Raw genomic sequence first — 14,465 nt, forward strand, 5'->3', positions numbered from 1 at the left:
GGTCGGTTTGTCTGCCGCGGGCCGATTCAGGCGGTGGCGTCTTCGCCGGGCGGGTCCAGGCGCCAGATCTCGCTGAGTTCCGTCCACTGGCGGGATTCGCCCCGGTCGGGCCACGGCTCCTGGCAGGGGTCGGTGAGTTTCCACCACTTCCGGGTCTCGGGGTCGGCTGAGAGCGCCGCCATGTCGGCCTCGAAATCGTCGCCGTGGTACTCGGAGTAGGCGAACAGGACATCGCCGTGGAGGAAGATGCTGTAGTTGCGGATGTTCGCCCGGCGCAGGGCGGCCTGGACGCCGGGCCAGACGGCGGAGTGGAGTTCGAGGTACTCCTCGCGGCGTTCGGGCCGGAGCCTGATGGTCTGGGCGATGCGCTTCATGGGGTCTCTCCCTCGGTGACCGGCGAGAACGTCTCGGCCGGGGCGTCGAACGGCGTGCGGTAGCTGGGTGCGTTGGCGCGCAGCTGGAGGCGCAGGGTGAGCCGGATCCGGGTGGAGGCGGGCAGCAGAACCGTCAGGAAGGCGCTGTCGCAGGGCTGCTCCGCCTCGGTGACGACGGGTTCGGTGTGGCCGTAGTCGTACAGGTCGCCGGTCCAGGTGTCGTCCTGGCAGGTGGTGTGGCGGACGGCGGTGATGGTGTGCTCGGCGAAGGCGCCGGCCTGCACGATCACCGTGCGCTGGGCGTCGGGGGAGAGGTTGACCAGTTCGACGGTCGTCGCTTCGGGAGCGATGGAGGTGACCAGTGCGGCCACGTCCGGCGGCAGGCCGGCGCGGCGCGCGTCGGCGTCGTGGTAGCGCAGCCGGGCCTGTTGGAGGCCGCCCTGGTAGAGCACCTGGGGGCCGCCCCACGTCAGTTGGACGAGGGCCTCGGTGGCCACGGGGTTGCACTGCTGCCACACGTGGATGTCGGCCTCGGGCACGTCGAGGTCGCGGTAGCGCTCGATGCGGCGCAGGCGGTGGCGGACCTGGGCCTGGGCGGTGGCGAGGATCCGCTCGGGATAACCGGTGTCGTCGCCGGCGAGGAAGGCGAACCACGCCTTCTCGTGTCCGGACTCCTCCTTGGCGCGGAAGGGCCGCACGGTGCGCCAGTCGATGCCGTCGACCTCGCGCAGCCGCTCCAGCCGGACGCGGTCCGTGTCGGCGGCGGTGTGATGCCACAGGGCCACCGGCACGGGCGGGGTGACCGGGTTGTAGTCGAACCAGCCCGCGTCGTTGTGGCGGAACGGCAGGTGCGGGGTGGGCGTGTGGATGTCGGGGCCGAGTTCGGCCGCCCACTTGGAGGGGAGGCTGGAGTCCGCCTCGGAGTGGGGCATCAGCTTGCTGTGGCCGATGAGGGTGTCGAGTGAGGTCGCGACCATGGAGAGGTAGTCGTCGTCCCCGGTGACCGTGGCCGCCGCCACCGCCGCCACACAGGCCGCGTGGCCCACGCTGTGCCAGCCGTGCGGCCAGGACCAGCCGTAGTGGCCGCCGTACCAGCGGTCCTCCAGCAGGCTGCCGACGACGCCGTCCGGGCCGGCGTTGTCGGGGAGGAGGCCGCCGTTGGCCTCGGTGCGCTCCCGCCACGCGCCGACGTACTCCACGATCCAGTCGCGGTAGCGGTCCTCGCCGGACAGGATGAAGGCGTTGAGGACCAGTCCCGCCGCGGCGAGATTGACGGCGGTGTCGCCGACGCCCATCCGGTCCCGCATCTGCGCGCCGAGACGCGGGTCCGCCGAAAGCGGGTACGGGCCGCCGCCGGCCTCGGGGATCCAGTCGAGCGGGAAGCCGTATGTCTCGGCTTCCTTCGGCAGCCAGGGGTAGACGTCGCCGTCGAACAGGCCCGTGCGGCCGGGGTCGCTGCCGTTGTGGGGGCGGGTGATGACGCGGCGCTCGGGGTCGTAGTTGCCCTTGTCCCGGTCGACGTACAACTCGGCGAAGCGCAGGGCGCGTCCGGACCAGCGCTCGGGCGCGGCCATGCACAGGAAGTAGAGCAGGAGCAGGCTCTCGCCCTGGTGGAACCAGTCGTAGCCCCGCTCGAACTCGTCGTGCAGCATGCCCAGTTCGGTGAGCTGGCGGGTCACGCCCTCCCAGTGTCGCTCGCTCGCGGGCAGCAGATCGTCCGCGCCGCCGAGGAGATACAGCTGCGGCCAGTTGAAGAACACCTCGTAGAAGTCGTCCACGCCGTCACGGGTCGTGAGCGGGCCGGAGTAGTTCAGCCGTCCGTCCGGGCCCGTGAAGTCGCGGGCGAAGCGGCGCCAGGCGTGGTCGAGCAGGTCGAACAGCGCGCGCTGGGCCACGGCCCAGCCGGGTGGTTCGAGCAGCGGCACCCCGGCCCGGACGCCGGGTGAGGAGGCGGGGGCGTCGCCGCCCGGGGCGCGGCCGGTGGATCTGGCGGTCATGGGAAGGCACTCCGTTCAGGGGGTGACGTCATTCCTTGGTGGCGCCGGCGAGCATCCCGCTGACCAGGAAGCGCTGGGCGAAGAGGAAGACGATCAGCACGGGCGTGATGGCCACGAGCGTCGCGAGAGCCAGCTGCGGGCGCTGGATCGCCAGGTCGCCGACGGTCGGGTTGAAGGACGGCACGCTGCTGAGCAGGGTTCCGACCCCCACCTGGACGGGCATCTGGCTGCTCTCGGGGAGCATGACGTACGGCAGGAAGTAGTTGGTCCAGTCGGCGACGAAGCCGAAGAAGCCCACGAGCGCGATGACCGGGGTCGCCAGCGGCAGCGCGATGTGCCGGAAGACGCGGAACTCCGAGCAGCCGTCCATGCGTGCCGCCGCCAGCAGGTCCTTCGGCACGGCGGTGGTGAAGTAGATGTACGTCAGGTACACGCCGAACGGGTAGAACGAGTACGGCAGGATGATCGACCACATCGTGCCGATCAGGTGCACCGCGTTGATCTCCAGGAACAGCGGCACCACCAGGGTGGCGTTCGGCATGAGCATCACGACCAGCGTCGCGACCAGCAGGGTGTGCCTGCCCCGGAACTCGGTCATGGCCAGGGCGTAGCCCGCGGGAACGGCGACACCGAGTGTGATCACCAGCGAGATCACCGAGTAGAGCGCCGAGTTGCCGAGCCACTGCAGGACGGCGTCGTCCTGGAACGCCGTGAGCGCGTCCCAGTTGGCCTTCAGGGCGTGGAAGGAGCCGAAGGACAGCGGGTTGTCGTGGACCAGCTGCTGGTCGGTCTTGGTCGCCGCGAGGACGAGCCACAGCACCGGCAGCACGAAGAACACGACGAACACGGCCAGCACGGAACCGGTCAGCAGCCGTGACGCCACGCGCCGCCGGGGACGCGGACGCCGCCGCTCCGGAGTCCGCTGCCGCGGCCGGCTCATGGCGCCCGGTTCCCCTTCCGCATGCGGGGTGGCCGCGGCCGGGACGGCGAAGGACTTATTCGGCATCGAAGAACCCCGACCGTGCGACGAAGACTGCGGCGGCCGACACACTGACCACCAGGAGCTCCACCGAGACCGCGGCGGCGCCGTTGACGTTGTTCATCTGAAAGGCGAAGTCGTACGTCAGCTGGTTGAGCGAGTAGTCGCGTCCGGCGACGCCCACGCTGGCGAGGGACAGCAACTGCGGCTCGACGAACAGCTGGGCGCCGCCCGCGAACGCCAGGATCACCATGTACACGATCCACTTGCGCAACATCGGGATCTGCACGTGCCAGGCGGTCTGCCAGGCGCCCGCGCCGTCGATGCGCGCGGCTTCCATCACGTCCGTCGGGATGTTGTCGAGCGCTCCGTACATGACGACGATCCAGCCGCCCGCGCCGGTCCAGAACGCGATGACCGTGAACAGCACGGGTAGGTTGCCGGGCGCGATCACCTCGCCGAAGGTGTGGAACCCCAGCGCGCCCAGCAGCGAACTGACCGGACTCACCGTCGGGTCGAGCATGAACAGCCACACCAGCACACTCGCGGCGCCGGCGAGCGCTCCGGGGATGTAGTAGAGGAAGCGCAGCGCCTTGCCCGCGGAACCCGAGCCCAGGCGGTGCAGCAGCAGCGCCAGGGCCACCACGAACACCACCAGGGACAGCAGCCAGAAGACGAGGTAGACGGCGACATGGCTGACGGCGTCCAGGAAGCGGAAGTCCTGCCCCGCGGTCACGAAGTTGGCGAAGCCGGTGACCTTGCCCCCGGCGTCGGTGAAGGCGAAGTAGACCGCGTAAGCGGTGGGAAGCACGCCGAAGGCCACCAGCAGGACCGCGTAGGCGGCGACGAAGGCCATGCCGGCCCGGCTCTGCCGGGCGGTGCCGCGACGGCGCCGGGTGGCAGAGCCGGCCGGGGAGTGGGTGAGGGTCACTGCGAGACCTTGTATCCGTTGGACTCGGCGTACTTGACGATGGAGTCCTGCCAGGCCGGCAGCATCGACACGACGCTCTTGCCCTGCGTCAGCCCCGGCTTGACGGTGGCCGCCCAGATCGCCTCCTGGCTGAACCGGCCCGAGCCCCAGCCGGGCCATACCTGGGAGGAGGCGGCCTTGAGGGCGCTCAGGTCGCCGGCGAAGTAGCCGGAGGCGTCCTGTCCCTTCAGCCACGTCTCGGCCGCCGGGGCGTACGCGGGGAAGCCCGGCGCCTTCGCGCCCTGGTAGGCGTCGTCGGTGGTGACCCACTTCAGGAAGTCGGTCGCGGCCTTGATGTGCGTCGAGTGCTGTGACAGCAGCCAGGTGCCGCCGCCGACGTTGCCGGTGGACGGCGAGGTCTCCCCCTGCCACTGCGGGACGGGCGCGGCGGCGATCTGCTTGGCAGGCGCCTTGAAGGTGCCCTTGAACAGCGCGCCGCCGTACCAGGCGGGACCGGGCATGAGCAGGACCTTGTCGGCCTCGTTCTTGCCGAAGTCGGTGCTGAAGACACCGCTGGTGGACATGGACTTGTTCTCGATCAGCGCGTCCATGAGCTTGGCCATCCTGGTGCAGGACTCACCGGTGGTGTTCACCGACACGGCCTTCGGGCCGGTGATGTGGTTGGCGCCGCACTTGCTCGCCCACAGGTAGATCTCGGGGGTGAAGGAGTCGCCGGCGTCGCCCACGAGATAACCCGGGTGCTCCTTGGCCACCTTCTCGCCCAGCGCCTGGAACTCCTCCCATGTCGTGGGCACCGTGTAGCCGAACCTCTTCAGCAGCGGAGCGTTGTACCAGAGCACTGCCTGGGAGAGGTCGTTGCGCAGGCAGTAGAGCGTGCCCTTGACCGTGCAGACGTCGTTGGCGCCGCGGGCGAACTGCCCCAGCGTCGACCGGGCGACCAGGCCCTTGTCGAGCGGGGCGGCGAAGCCCGCGTCGACGGCCCAGGAGGCCTCGTTGTTCTGCGAGCTGAACACGACGTCCGGCCAGCCCTTGTGGGTGCGGTTGAACAGCTGGACCTTGGTCTGGAGGTAGTTCGAGCCGTTGGCGTCGCCGTCGTAGCTGACGATGTCCAGCTTCACGTCCGGGTGCTGCCGCTGGTACAGCTTCGCGGCGTCCATGCGGGTCGCGTCCACCCAGACGGTCAACGCGCCGTCCTTCTGCGGCGCCTGGGCGAAGCCGTCCTTGGCGGTCGTACCCGCGGTGCCGCCGCCGCAGGCCGTCATGGTCAGCAACACCGTCGCCGCGCACCCGGCCAGCGACGCCGCACGCTTCTTGCCGAGCGCTCTCTTCGGGCTTGACGCAGGCTTGTTGACGGTCATGAGTGACTCCACTGGGTTCGCAGGTGCCCCGAGCGGTTCCGGGGGGAGGACCGGCGTGGGGCGACGTCGGGCCGTCCCTGGCGGGCGTCGGACATCGAAGGCGGCTCTTCGGTGGTCGACCTGAAAGAAATTAGCCGCCTTAATCAGGGGCCCGTCAAGAGGTGTGTACGGCCTTCCCTCGGTGGATCGAGGGCGGAGAGGCGGTGATCGCCCGTACTTTTGGCCGTTGATCGGCATTTATGTTCTCAGAGGCCAGAGGGCGCACCGTGGATCTTGGCCAAAATGAGTACTACTCATAATCTGTCCGCGTTACGATGCCGTCGGCTCCACAGGGTCAGTCGCGTGGGCCGCGGTCGTCACCCAGGAGGCGGCGCGGATGGGCAACACGCCGGCGATCGGAGCGGCCTTGCCGGCTCACGTGCCTCCACCTGTGCCCGCTGCGCTGAACGGCCCGGACGAGGAGCGGCGTGACTACCGGCCCGGTTACGAGATCGTGGCGGAGCGGATCCTCGAATACATCGCCGAGTCCCGGCTGGCTGCGGGTGACCGGCTGCCCACGGAGATCGACCTGGCCCAGAGGCTGGACACCGGCAGGGCGGTGGTGCGGGAGGCCGTGAAGATCCTCTCGGCGCTCGGCCGTGTACGGGCCCACAAGGGCAGGGGCCTGTTCGTCGCGGACGACGAAGGCATGCTCACCACCAGTCGCTGGGGAGGCTTCTTCCGCCCCGTCGACCTCGACCACGTGCTGATGCTGTTCCAGTTCCGCAGGGTCCAGGAGATGGCCGCCGGCAGCCTGGCGGCAACCCGCGCCACTCCTTCGCAGCTGCGCACCATCGAGTTGGCCATGGAGCAGTGCCGGCACGGGTTCGTCGACGGCCGGGTCGACGTCTTCAACCAGGCGGACGAGGACTTCCACCTGGCCGTGTCCGCGGCCTCGCACAACACCTTCCTCGTCAGCGCCGTGCGGGACGCGCGACGTCTGCAGCGCCGGTCCAGCGCCATCGGCATCCATGACTCGCTCGGCGAGAACACCGAGGCGGCCGTCGAGGAGCACGAGGCGATCTCCCGGGCCATCCGTGACGGCCGCCCCGAGGAGGCGGCCAAGGCCATGGCAGCCCATCTCGACAGGACGCTGGAGGACTACCGGCGCGAGATCCAGCGGCGCCTGTTCAGGCCCACGGGCTCGCACAGGGCGCGCTGACGGGCTGCGCACTCCGTCGAGGTTCCGGTTGCCGGACCGCGTCACGTGGGGAAGTCGGCCGCCCCGTTCGTGGCTCTTCGCCGAAGGCGATCTCTCGTGCCCGGCGGGGACCCATCAGAAGCGCGGCGGGTTCGCGGCGTCAAGGACCGCGATCGGCTTTGTTGATTCTTGACTGATTGGCGCGGGAGCCAAGCTCGGTAGGTGAGAGGGAAAGGAACGCATATCAGCGGGAATTCCGGTCAGGACAAGGAAGTTCGGAGCGGCGATCTCCTCGTCGAGTGGAGCGGCCATGAGCTGCAGCAGCCAGAATCTGTTACTTGCTGGTTGGGTTTGTTCGTGGGTGTGAGTCCACACCGAGACGTGGCGGTGCGCCGCGCCTGCGTCCGCATCGCCGAGAGGCTCGGCCCGCGGCGGATCCCCGGGCCCCCGCGAGCCGCCGTAAGGGTCCCGTCAAAGGCGCGGTGACCGCCGTCAGGGAGTCGTCAACGGCCGGCCGATTCCGGTCAGGTGCGCGTTTCCTCTAACTGTCCGCTTCTCTTCAGCACCTCTTTTCCCGTCCTAGGAGCTCGCGATGGCCGATCTGGCCTTCGTCGTCATCACGATCGCGGTGTTCGCGTCGGTGGCCCTCGTCGCCAAGGGGGTGACCAAGCTGTGACCGCCGAGAACATCGTCGGCCTGCTGGTGGCCGTCGCCCTGCTGGGCTATCTCGTCCTCGCCCTGATCTTCCCGGAGAGGTTCTGAGCGGCATGGATCCCGTCCTCGCCGGCGTGCTCCAGCTGCTCGCGCTCATAGCGGCCCTGGCGCTCGCCCACGTCCCCCTCGGCGCCTGCATGGCCAGGGTCTACTCCTCCGACAAGCACTGGCGCGTCGAGAAGTGGATCTACCGGGGAATCGGCGTCGACCCGGACACCGAGATGCGCTGGCCCGCGTACCTGCGCGGCGTCCTCGCCTTCTCGGCCGTCTCGGTCTTCTTCCTCTACCTGCTCCAGCGGTTCCAGGGCCACCTGCCCGGCTCACTCGGCTTCAAGTCCATCGACCCGGACCAGGCGTTCAACACCGCCGCGTCCTTCGTCACCAACACCAACTGGCAGTCCTACTACGGCGAGCAGACCATGGGCCACGTCGTGCAGACCGCCGGGCTGGCGGTGCAGAACTTCGTGTCGGCCGCGGTCGGTATCGCCGTGGCGGTCGCGCTGGTGCGCGGATTCGCCCGCTCCCGCACGGGCGAGCTGGGCAACTTCTGGTCGGACCTGGTCCGCGGGACCGTCCGTGTCCTGCTGCCGCTTTCCGTCGTCGCCGCGATCGTGCTCGTCGCGTGCGGCGTCATCCAGAACTTCTCCGGCATCCACGAGGTCGGCCGGTTCATGGGCGGGCAGCAGCAGTGGAACGGCGGTGCGGTGGCCTCGCAGGAGGCCATCAAGGAGATCGGGACCAACGGCGGCGGCTACTTCAACGCCAACAGCGCCCACCCCTTCGAGAACCCGACCCCGTTCACGAACCTCTTCGAGATCTTCCTGCTGCTGGTCATCCCGTTCTCGCTGACCCGCACCTTCGGCATCATGGTCGGCTCCCGCAAGCAGGGCTACGCGATCCTCGCGACCATGGTCACCATCTGGGTCGGCTTCATCGCGCTGATGATGTGGACCGAGTTCGCGCACCACGGCCCGGCGCCGCAGATCGCCGGGGGAGCGATGGAGGGCAAGGAGACGCGCATCGGGGTCGGCGCCTCGTCGATCTTCGCGGTGTCGACGACGCTCACCTCGACCGGCGCCGTCGACTCCTTCCACTCCTCCTTCACCGGTCTGGGCGGCGGGATCACCATGCTGGGCATGCAGCTGGGCGAGATCGCGCCCGGCGGCACCGGCTCCGGTCTCTACGGCATGCTGATCATGGCGGTCATCGCCGTGTTCATCGCGGGCCTGATGGTCGGCCGCACGCCCGAGTACCTGGGCAAGAAGATCGGCACCCGCGAGATCAAGTTCGCCGCCTGCTACATCCTCATCACCCCGGCGCTGGTGCTCGTCTTCACCGCCGCCGCGATGGCCCTGCCCACCCCGGCGCACTCCATGACCAACACCGGTGCGCACGGCTTCTCCGAGATCCTCTACGCCTACACCTCGGCCGGTAACAACAACGGCTCCGCCTTCGCCGGGCTGAACGCCGACACCCAGTGGTTCAACAGCACGCTGGGGCTCGCCATGGTGCTGGGCCGCTTCCTGCCGATGGTGTTCGTGCTGGCGCTGGCCGGCTCGCTCGCCGAGCAGAAGCCGGTCCCGGCCACCGCGGGCACCCTGCGCACCGAGAAGCCGCTGTTCACGGGCCTGCTGGTCGGCGCGATCCTCATCATCACCGGGCTCACCTACTTCCCGGCCCTCGCGCTGGGCCCGCTGGCCGAGGGGCTGGCGTCATGACCACGCGCACAGAGAGGCACGAGGACTCGATGCCCACAGCCACCCCCACCCGGGCGCCGCACGTCGACGTACGCACGGGGCACAAGCCCGCCGAGGGCCGCGTGGGAGCGGGCCTCTTCGATCCCAAGCAACTGCTCAAGTCCCTGCCGGACGCGTTCCGCAAGCTCGATCCGCGGGTGATGGTCAAGTCGCCCGTGATGTTCGTGGTGTGGATCGGCTCCCTGCTCACCACCGTCTTCTCCTTCAAGGACCCGGGCGACTGGTTCGGCTGGACCATCAGCGCCTGGCTGTGGCTGACCGTGGTCTTCGCCAACCTGGCCGAGGCGGTAGCCGAGGGCCGCGGCAAGGCACAGGCCGACACCCTGCGCAAGGCCAAGACCGACACCGTGGCGCGCCGGCTCGTGGGGGAGACCGAAGAGCGGGTGCCCGGTACGGAGTTGAGGATCGGCGACCTGGTCGTCTGCGAGGCCGGCGACGTCATCGCGGGCGACGGTGATGTCGTGGAGGGAGTCGCGTCGGTCGACGAGTCGGCGATCACCGGTGAGTCGGCGCCCGTCATCCGTGAGTCCGGCGGCGACCGCAGCGCGGTCACCGGCGGCACGAAGGTTCTCTCCGACCGGATCGTCATCAGGATCACGACGAAGCCGGGCGAGACCTTCATCGATCGGATGATCAATTTGGTCGAGGGCGCGGCCCGGCAGAAGACGCCGAACGAGATCGCGCTGAACATCCTGCTCGCCTCGCTGACGATCGTCTTCCTGCTGGCCGTCGCCACGCTGCCGCCGTTCGCCGACTACGCCGGCACGCATCTGACGACGGTCGTGCTGGTGGCGCTGCTGGTCTGCCTCATCCCGACCACCATCGGCGCCCTCCTCTCGGCGATCGGCATCGCCGGCATGGACCGCCTGGTGCAGCGCAACGTGCTGGCCATGTCCGGCCGGGCCGTCGAGGCCGCCGGTGACGTCTCGACCCTGCTGCTCGACAAGACGGGCACCATCACGCTCGGCAACCGGCAGGCGTCGGAGTTCGTGCCGGTGAGCGGCGCCACCGAAGCCGAACTCGCCGACGCGGCCCAGCTGTCGTCCCTGGCCGACGAGACGCCCGAAGGCCGCTCCGTCGTCGTACTGGCGAAGGAGAAGTACGCCCTGCGCGAGCGCGGCCAGGGTGAGCTCACCGGTGCCGAGTGGATCGCCTTCACCGCCCAGACCCGGATGTCGGGCGTCGACGTCGACGGCCGCAGGATCCGCAAGGGCGCGGCGGGATCGGTGGTCGCCTGGGTCCGCGAGCAGGGCGGCGAGGTGTCCGAGGACGCCGGCGCCCTCACGGACCGGATCTCCGGGGCGGGCGGCACGCCGTTGCTCGTGGCCGTCGAAGACACGGACGGAGCAAGGGTGTTGGGCGTCATCCACCTCAAGGACGTCGTCAAGGACGGCATGCGCGAGCGGTTCGACGAGCTGCGCCGCATGGGCATCAAGACCGTCATGATCACCGGTGACAACCCGCTGACCGCGAAAGCCATCGCGGAAGAGGCGGGCGTCGACGACTTCCTCGCGGAGGCCACCCCCGAGGACAAGATGGCGCTCATCAAACGGGAACAGGCGGGCGGCAAGCTCGTCGCGATGACCGGCGACGGCACCAACGACGCACCCGCGCTCGCCCAGGCGGACGTCGGCGTGGCGATGAACACGGGCACGTCGGCCGCGAAGGAGGCCGGCAACATGGTCGACCTCGACTCCAACCCGACCAAGCTGATCGAGATCGTCGAGATCGGCAAGCAACTCCTCATCACCCGGGGCGCGCTCACGACGTTCTCCATCGCCAACGACGTCGCGAAGTACTTCGCGATCATCCCGGCGCTGTTCGCGGCCGTCTACCCGGGCCTGGACAAGCTCAACGTCATGCGACTGTCCTCACCGGACTCCGCGATCCTGTCCGCCGTCATCTTCAACGCCCTGATCATCATCGCGCTGGTCCCGCTCTCCCTGCGGGGCGTGCAGTACCGGCCGGTGAGTGCGGACAGGATGCTGCGGCGCAACCTGACGATCTACGGCATCGGCGGCCTGATCGCCCCCTTCGTCGGCCTCAAACTCATCGACCTGCTCATCTCTCTCATCCCCGGGATCGGCTGAAGGCCATGAACAACTCCGTGACCAGCACCGTCCGGTTGCTCGGAGCGGGCCTGCGCGCCCTGCTCGTGCTGACCTTGGTGACCGGTGTCATCTACCCGCTGGTCGTCACCGGCATCGCCCAAGCGCTGTTCAGTGACCAGGCGAACGGCTCCGAGATCAAGGCGGACGGCAAGGTCGTCGGCTCGTCCCTGATCGGGCAGTCGTACAACCTGCCGCTCAAGAAGGGCCAGGAGACCCCGGAGCCGGATCTGAGATGGTTCCAGGGCCGCCCGCAGAACGGCCTCGGCTCCAACACCGTCAACACCCGGTACAAGCTGATCCTGTCCGGCGCCACCAACCGGTCCGCCGACAACAAGGACCTCATCGACTGGGTGAGCGCCGCCAAGGCCGCCGTCGTCAAGGACAACTCGACACCCGGCTACAAGGTCAACCCCTCGGACGTGCCCGCCGACGCCGTCACCTCATCGGGCTCCGGGCTGGACCCGGACATCTCCCCCCGGTACGCGGACATCCAGGTCCACCGGATCGCCGAACGGAACGGGCTCTCCGTCGTACAGGTCCAGAAGCTGGTCGACGAACACACCGACGGCCGCACCCTGGGCTTCGTCGGCGAGCCCCGGGTGAACGTCCTGGCGCTCAACATCGCGCTCAAGGACCTTCTGGCGAAGAGCTGACGGCGCCGGGCGAGATCCGCCGCGGGCTCGGACATCGACATGACCGGCGCCGGGGGGGGGTGACGTGTCGTACGGCCGAGGCGCAGCGGTCGTCAGGAGGGAACTCCCTGCGACGAACCACGTCCCGGACGGACGCGAGCATCAGGACCCGCTCGGCGGCACCCCATTACCGCCTGCGGCCGCGTCCTGCCACGCCCGCATGCCCGCCCGGGACGCCTCCTTGGCCTGCCGCCACTTTTCGGCCGCCTGGTCGGTGGGGGGCACTTCCATGCGATGGATTCTCCGCCGGCCGGCGGAGAACACGGCGAAGCCCGCGAGCGCCATGCCCGAACATGCCAGCGCCACGCCGACCGCGGTGAGCGCCGCTCCCGCTCTGACGAGCCGGGTGTCCAGGTCATCCAACAGCTGGGACTGGTGAGGGTGATGGCTCATGAACCCATCATGGGACGTCGCAGGGAGACCCGCCTCCTGGCGGGGACCGAACGTGGTGTCCTGTGCGCCGCTCGTGGTGCGACGGGACCACTGACCACGGGAGGCCGTGATCCGTGGAGCCGAGCCCCGACGGCCAGTGGCTACGGCTTTGGCCCGCCAGGCTGGGTCTTCGGGATCCGTGAGGTGAAGAACAGGGCGACAAGAGCGGCGAGTGCGAGGGCGGCCAGTGAGGCGCGCAGGCCGTCGAGCCGCGCTTCGGTGTTCGTGTCCAGCACTGCCTGGGACGCCTTTTCGCTCACGTGGGCGTCATCGAGGGCTGCTTCGAGCTGAGCGTCCGACAGGAAGGGCGCGCCGCTCTGAAGTTCGACGTTGGCCTGGCTCTTGACCTGGTCCGGGACGTCCGGATTCTCCTCGACGCTGGTGAGGAACGAAGTCGTCAGCGCGGCGATCATGATGGAGCCCGCGAGTGCCGTGCCGATCGAGGCGCCGAGGTTGGTGACGGCGTTCTGGACTCCGCCGACTTCCGCGCTCTGCGCTTCCGGCACCGCGGACACGGTGACCGAACCGAGCTGGGAGGCCAGTGCGCCCATGCCGAGACCGATCAGCAGGAGGGGGATGGTGACGATCTCCCCGCCCGCGTCGGTGTCGAGGGCGGCCATCAGGACCACCGCGCCGGCGAGCAGCGCGAGGACCCCGAGCCGCACCACCCGGCGCGGCGAGGCGTCCGAGCGCAGGCGGGGGATCAGGATCGCGGCGGCCAGCAGGGTCAGCGAGAGGGGCAGGATGCGGACACCGGTCTTGAGGGCGGACAGGCCGAGGGCGACCGACAGATAGAGCGGTACGACGAAGAACACGCCCATCTGTACCAGGTACTGGAAGAAGAACATCGTGAGGCCGCCGGTGAGCTGCTTGTTCTGCAGCAGGGCGGGGTCGACGAGCGGGTCTCTGCGCTGCTTCACCACGCGGGCCTCCCAGTGGAGGAAGAGCCAGATCAGCAGCAGGCCGGCCAGCATCAGCCACACGACCAGCGAGACCCCGAGCCACGAGGGCGCGTCGGGCTTCGGCTGGAACCACCCCCACTCGTCCGAGCGCAGCACCCCGTAGACGAAGGTGCCGAGTCCGGCTGCGGAGAGCACGGTGCCGACGAGATCGACGCGTGCGCGTTCGCCGATCGGCGCGTCGGCGATGCGGCGGGCGAGCAGCAGGATGCCGAGGACCATGACGACCTCGCCGGCGAAGACCCAGCGCCAGGAGAAGTAGGTGGTCGCGAGTCCCCCGATGAGCGGCCCCAGCGCGATCGCCACGGCCCCCGCGGCGGCGACGAGTCCGTAGGCGGCGGGACGGCGTTCGACGGTGAAGTTGCTCGCCACGAGCGTCACGATCGCGGGCAGGATGAGCGAGGCCCCGATCCCTTCGAGGAAGGACCAGCCGATCAGCAGGACGGTCAGGTTCGGTGCGAGTGCCGTGGTCAGGGAACCGCAGCCGTAGATGACGCAGCCGATCATGAACGCGCGCCTGCGGCCGATCAGGGTGCCCACCTTGCCGCCGGGGATCATGAACATCGCCATCACCAGGGTGTAGGCGGTGATGGCTCCCTGGATCCCGGTCACCGTCGTGTCCACGTCCTCGGCCACGGTCGCGATCGACACGTTCATGACCGAGCTGTCGAGGGCCATCAGGAACTGACCTGCCGCGAGGGTCAGCAGGACGAGACGGGCTGTCGCCGACTTTGCCGCAGTGTCTGTAGTTGGTCCCATAGGTGAATAGTGGCGATTGATTCGATATCGACCCTGCGACCCGCCACGCGTGTCAGCCGCCTGGCAGTGACGCGGTGAGGATGGGCGATGGAGCAGCCGCGGCTGCTCGGTCAGCCCGCCCGGCGCCGCTCGAGGACTCCTGCGGCGGATGCCGGTGGGCAGCAGGCCGGCACGGCGCCGATCACGACGGCGTCAGTCACGGCGCCGATGACTGCGTCAGGC

12 protein-coding genes are annotated in these 14,465 nt (G+C 69.2%); 5 read left to right on the forward strand and 7 right to left on the reverse strand.

Features of this window, described 5'->3' with window-relative positions; translation table 11 throughout:
* Positions 1-26: 26 nt before the first annotated feature.
* Genes Sri02f_RS29325 through Sri02f_RS29345 form a run of 5 tightly spaced genes read right to left on the reverse strand, consistent with a single transcriptional unit; the run spans position 27 to position 5,639 of the window.
* On the reverse strand, positions 27-374 hold the full coding sequence (locus Sri02f_RS29325) for an L-rhamnose mutarotase (protein ID WP_109004333.1): 348 nt from the start codon (positions 372-374) through the stop codon (positions 27-29).
* Complete coding sequence (locus tag Sri02f_RS29330; protein WP_109004334.1) at positions 371-2,371, reverse strand: DUF8034 domain-containing protein; 2,001 nt, start codon at positions 2,369-2,371, stop codon at positions 371-373. The genes Sri02f_RS29325 and Sri02f_RS29330 overlap by 4 nt, the downstream gene beginning before the upstream one ends.
* A gap of 28 nt (positions 2,372-2,399) precedes the next feature.
* Positions 2,400-3,311: a carbohydrate ABC transporter permease gene (locus tag Sri02f_RS29335; protein WP_245970854.1), complete on the reverse strand. Its 912-nt coding sequence runs from the start codon at positions 3,309-3,311 to the stop codon at positions 2,400-2,402.
* Positions 3,312-3,366: 55 nt separating this feature from the next.
* Complete coding sequence (locus Sri02f_RS29340) at positions 3,367-4,281, reverse strand: carbohydrate ABC transporter permease (protein WP_109004336.1); 915 nt, start codon at positions 4,279-4,281, stop codon at positions 3,367-3,369.
* A complete protein-coding gene (locus tag Sri02f_RS29345) occupies positions 4,278-5,639 on the reverse strand; it encodes an ABC transporter substrate-binding protein (RefSeq protein WP_109004337.1) in 1,362 nt (453 codons plus the stop codon). Before Sri02f_RS29345 ends, Sri02f_RS29340 begins: the two co-directional genes overlap by 4 nt.
* Positions 5,640-6,015: 376 nt before the next feature.
* On the opposite strand from Sri02f_RS29345, the gene Sri02f_RS29350 reads away from it, so the two are divergent.
* From Sri02f_RS29350 to Sri02f_RS29370, 5 genes are all read left to right on the forward strand, one after another.
* Positions 6,016-6,840, forward strand: a complete 825-nt coding sequence (locus Sri02f_RS29350) for a FadR/GntR family transcriptional regulator (protein ID WP_109004338.1) — start codon at positions 6,016-6,018, stop codon at positions 6,838-6,840.
* Between the two features lie 651 nt (positions 6,841-7,491).
* A complete protein-coding gene (gene kdpF / locus Sri02f_RS29355; protein WP_109004339.1) occupies positions 7,492-7,581 on the forward strand; it encodes a K(+)-transporting ATPase subunit F in 90 nt (29 codons plus the stop codon).
* Positions 7,582-7,586: 5 nt separating this feature from the next.
* Positions 7,587-9,251 carry a potassium-transporting ATPase subunit KdpA gene (gene kdpA, locus Sri02f_RS29360; RefSeq protein ID WP_109004340.1) on the forward strand — a complete coding sequence of 555 codons (1,665 nt, stop codon included), beginning with the start codon at positions 7,587-7,589 and terminating at the stop codon, positions 9,249-9,251.
* Positions 9,248-11,380 (forward strand): potassium-transporting ATPase subunit KdpB, encoded by a 2,133-nt coding sequence (kdpB, locus tag Sri02f_RS29365; protein WP_174855724.1) that lies wholly within the window; start codon positions 9,248-9,250, stop codon positions 11,378-11,380. The genes kdpA and kdpB overlap by 4 nt, the downstream gene beginning before the upstream one ends.
* A 5-nt stretch (positions 11,381-11,385) precedes the next feature.
* Positions 11,386-12,054: a potassium-transporting ATPase subunit C gene (locus tag Sri02f_RS29370; RefSeq protein ID WP_109004342.1), complete on the forward strand. Its 669-nt coding sequence runs from the start codon at positions 11,386-11,388 to the stop codon at positions 12,052-12,054.
* A gap of 141 nt (positions 12,055-12,195) precedes the next feature.
* Here the strand turns inward: Sri02f_RS29370 and Sri02f_RS29375 are convergent, their stop codons facing one another.
* A complete protein-coding gene (locus tag Sri02f_RS29375; RefSeq protein WP_109004343.1) occupies positions 12,196-12,486 on the reverse strand; it encodes a hypothetical protein in 291 nt (96 codons plus the stop codon).
* A gap of 140 nt (positions 12,487-12,626) precedes the next feature.
* Entirely contained in the window at positions 12,627-14,243 is a 1,617-nt protein-coding gene (locus Sri02f_RS29380; RefSeq protein ID WP_109004344.1) for an MFS transporter, read from the reverse strand.
* Positions 14,244-14,465: the final 222 nt, after the last annotated feature.

This window comes from Streptomyces rishiriensis (assembly GCF_003112535.1).
Lineage (GTDB): Bacteria > Actinomycetota > Actinomycetes > Streptomycetales > Streptomycetaceae > Streptomyces > Streptomyces rishiriensis.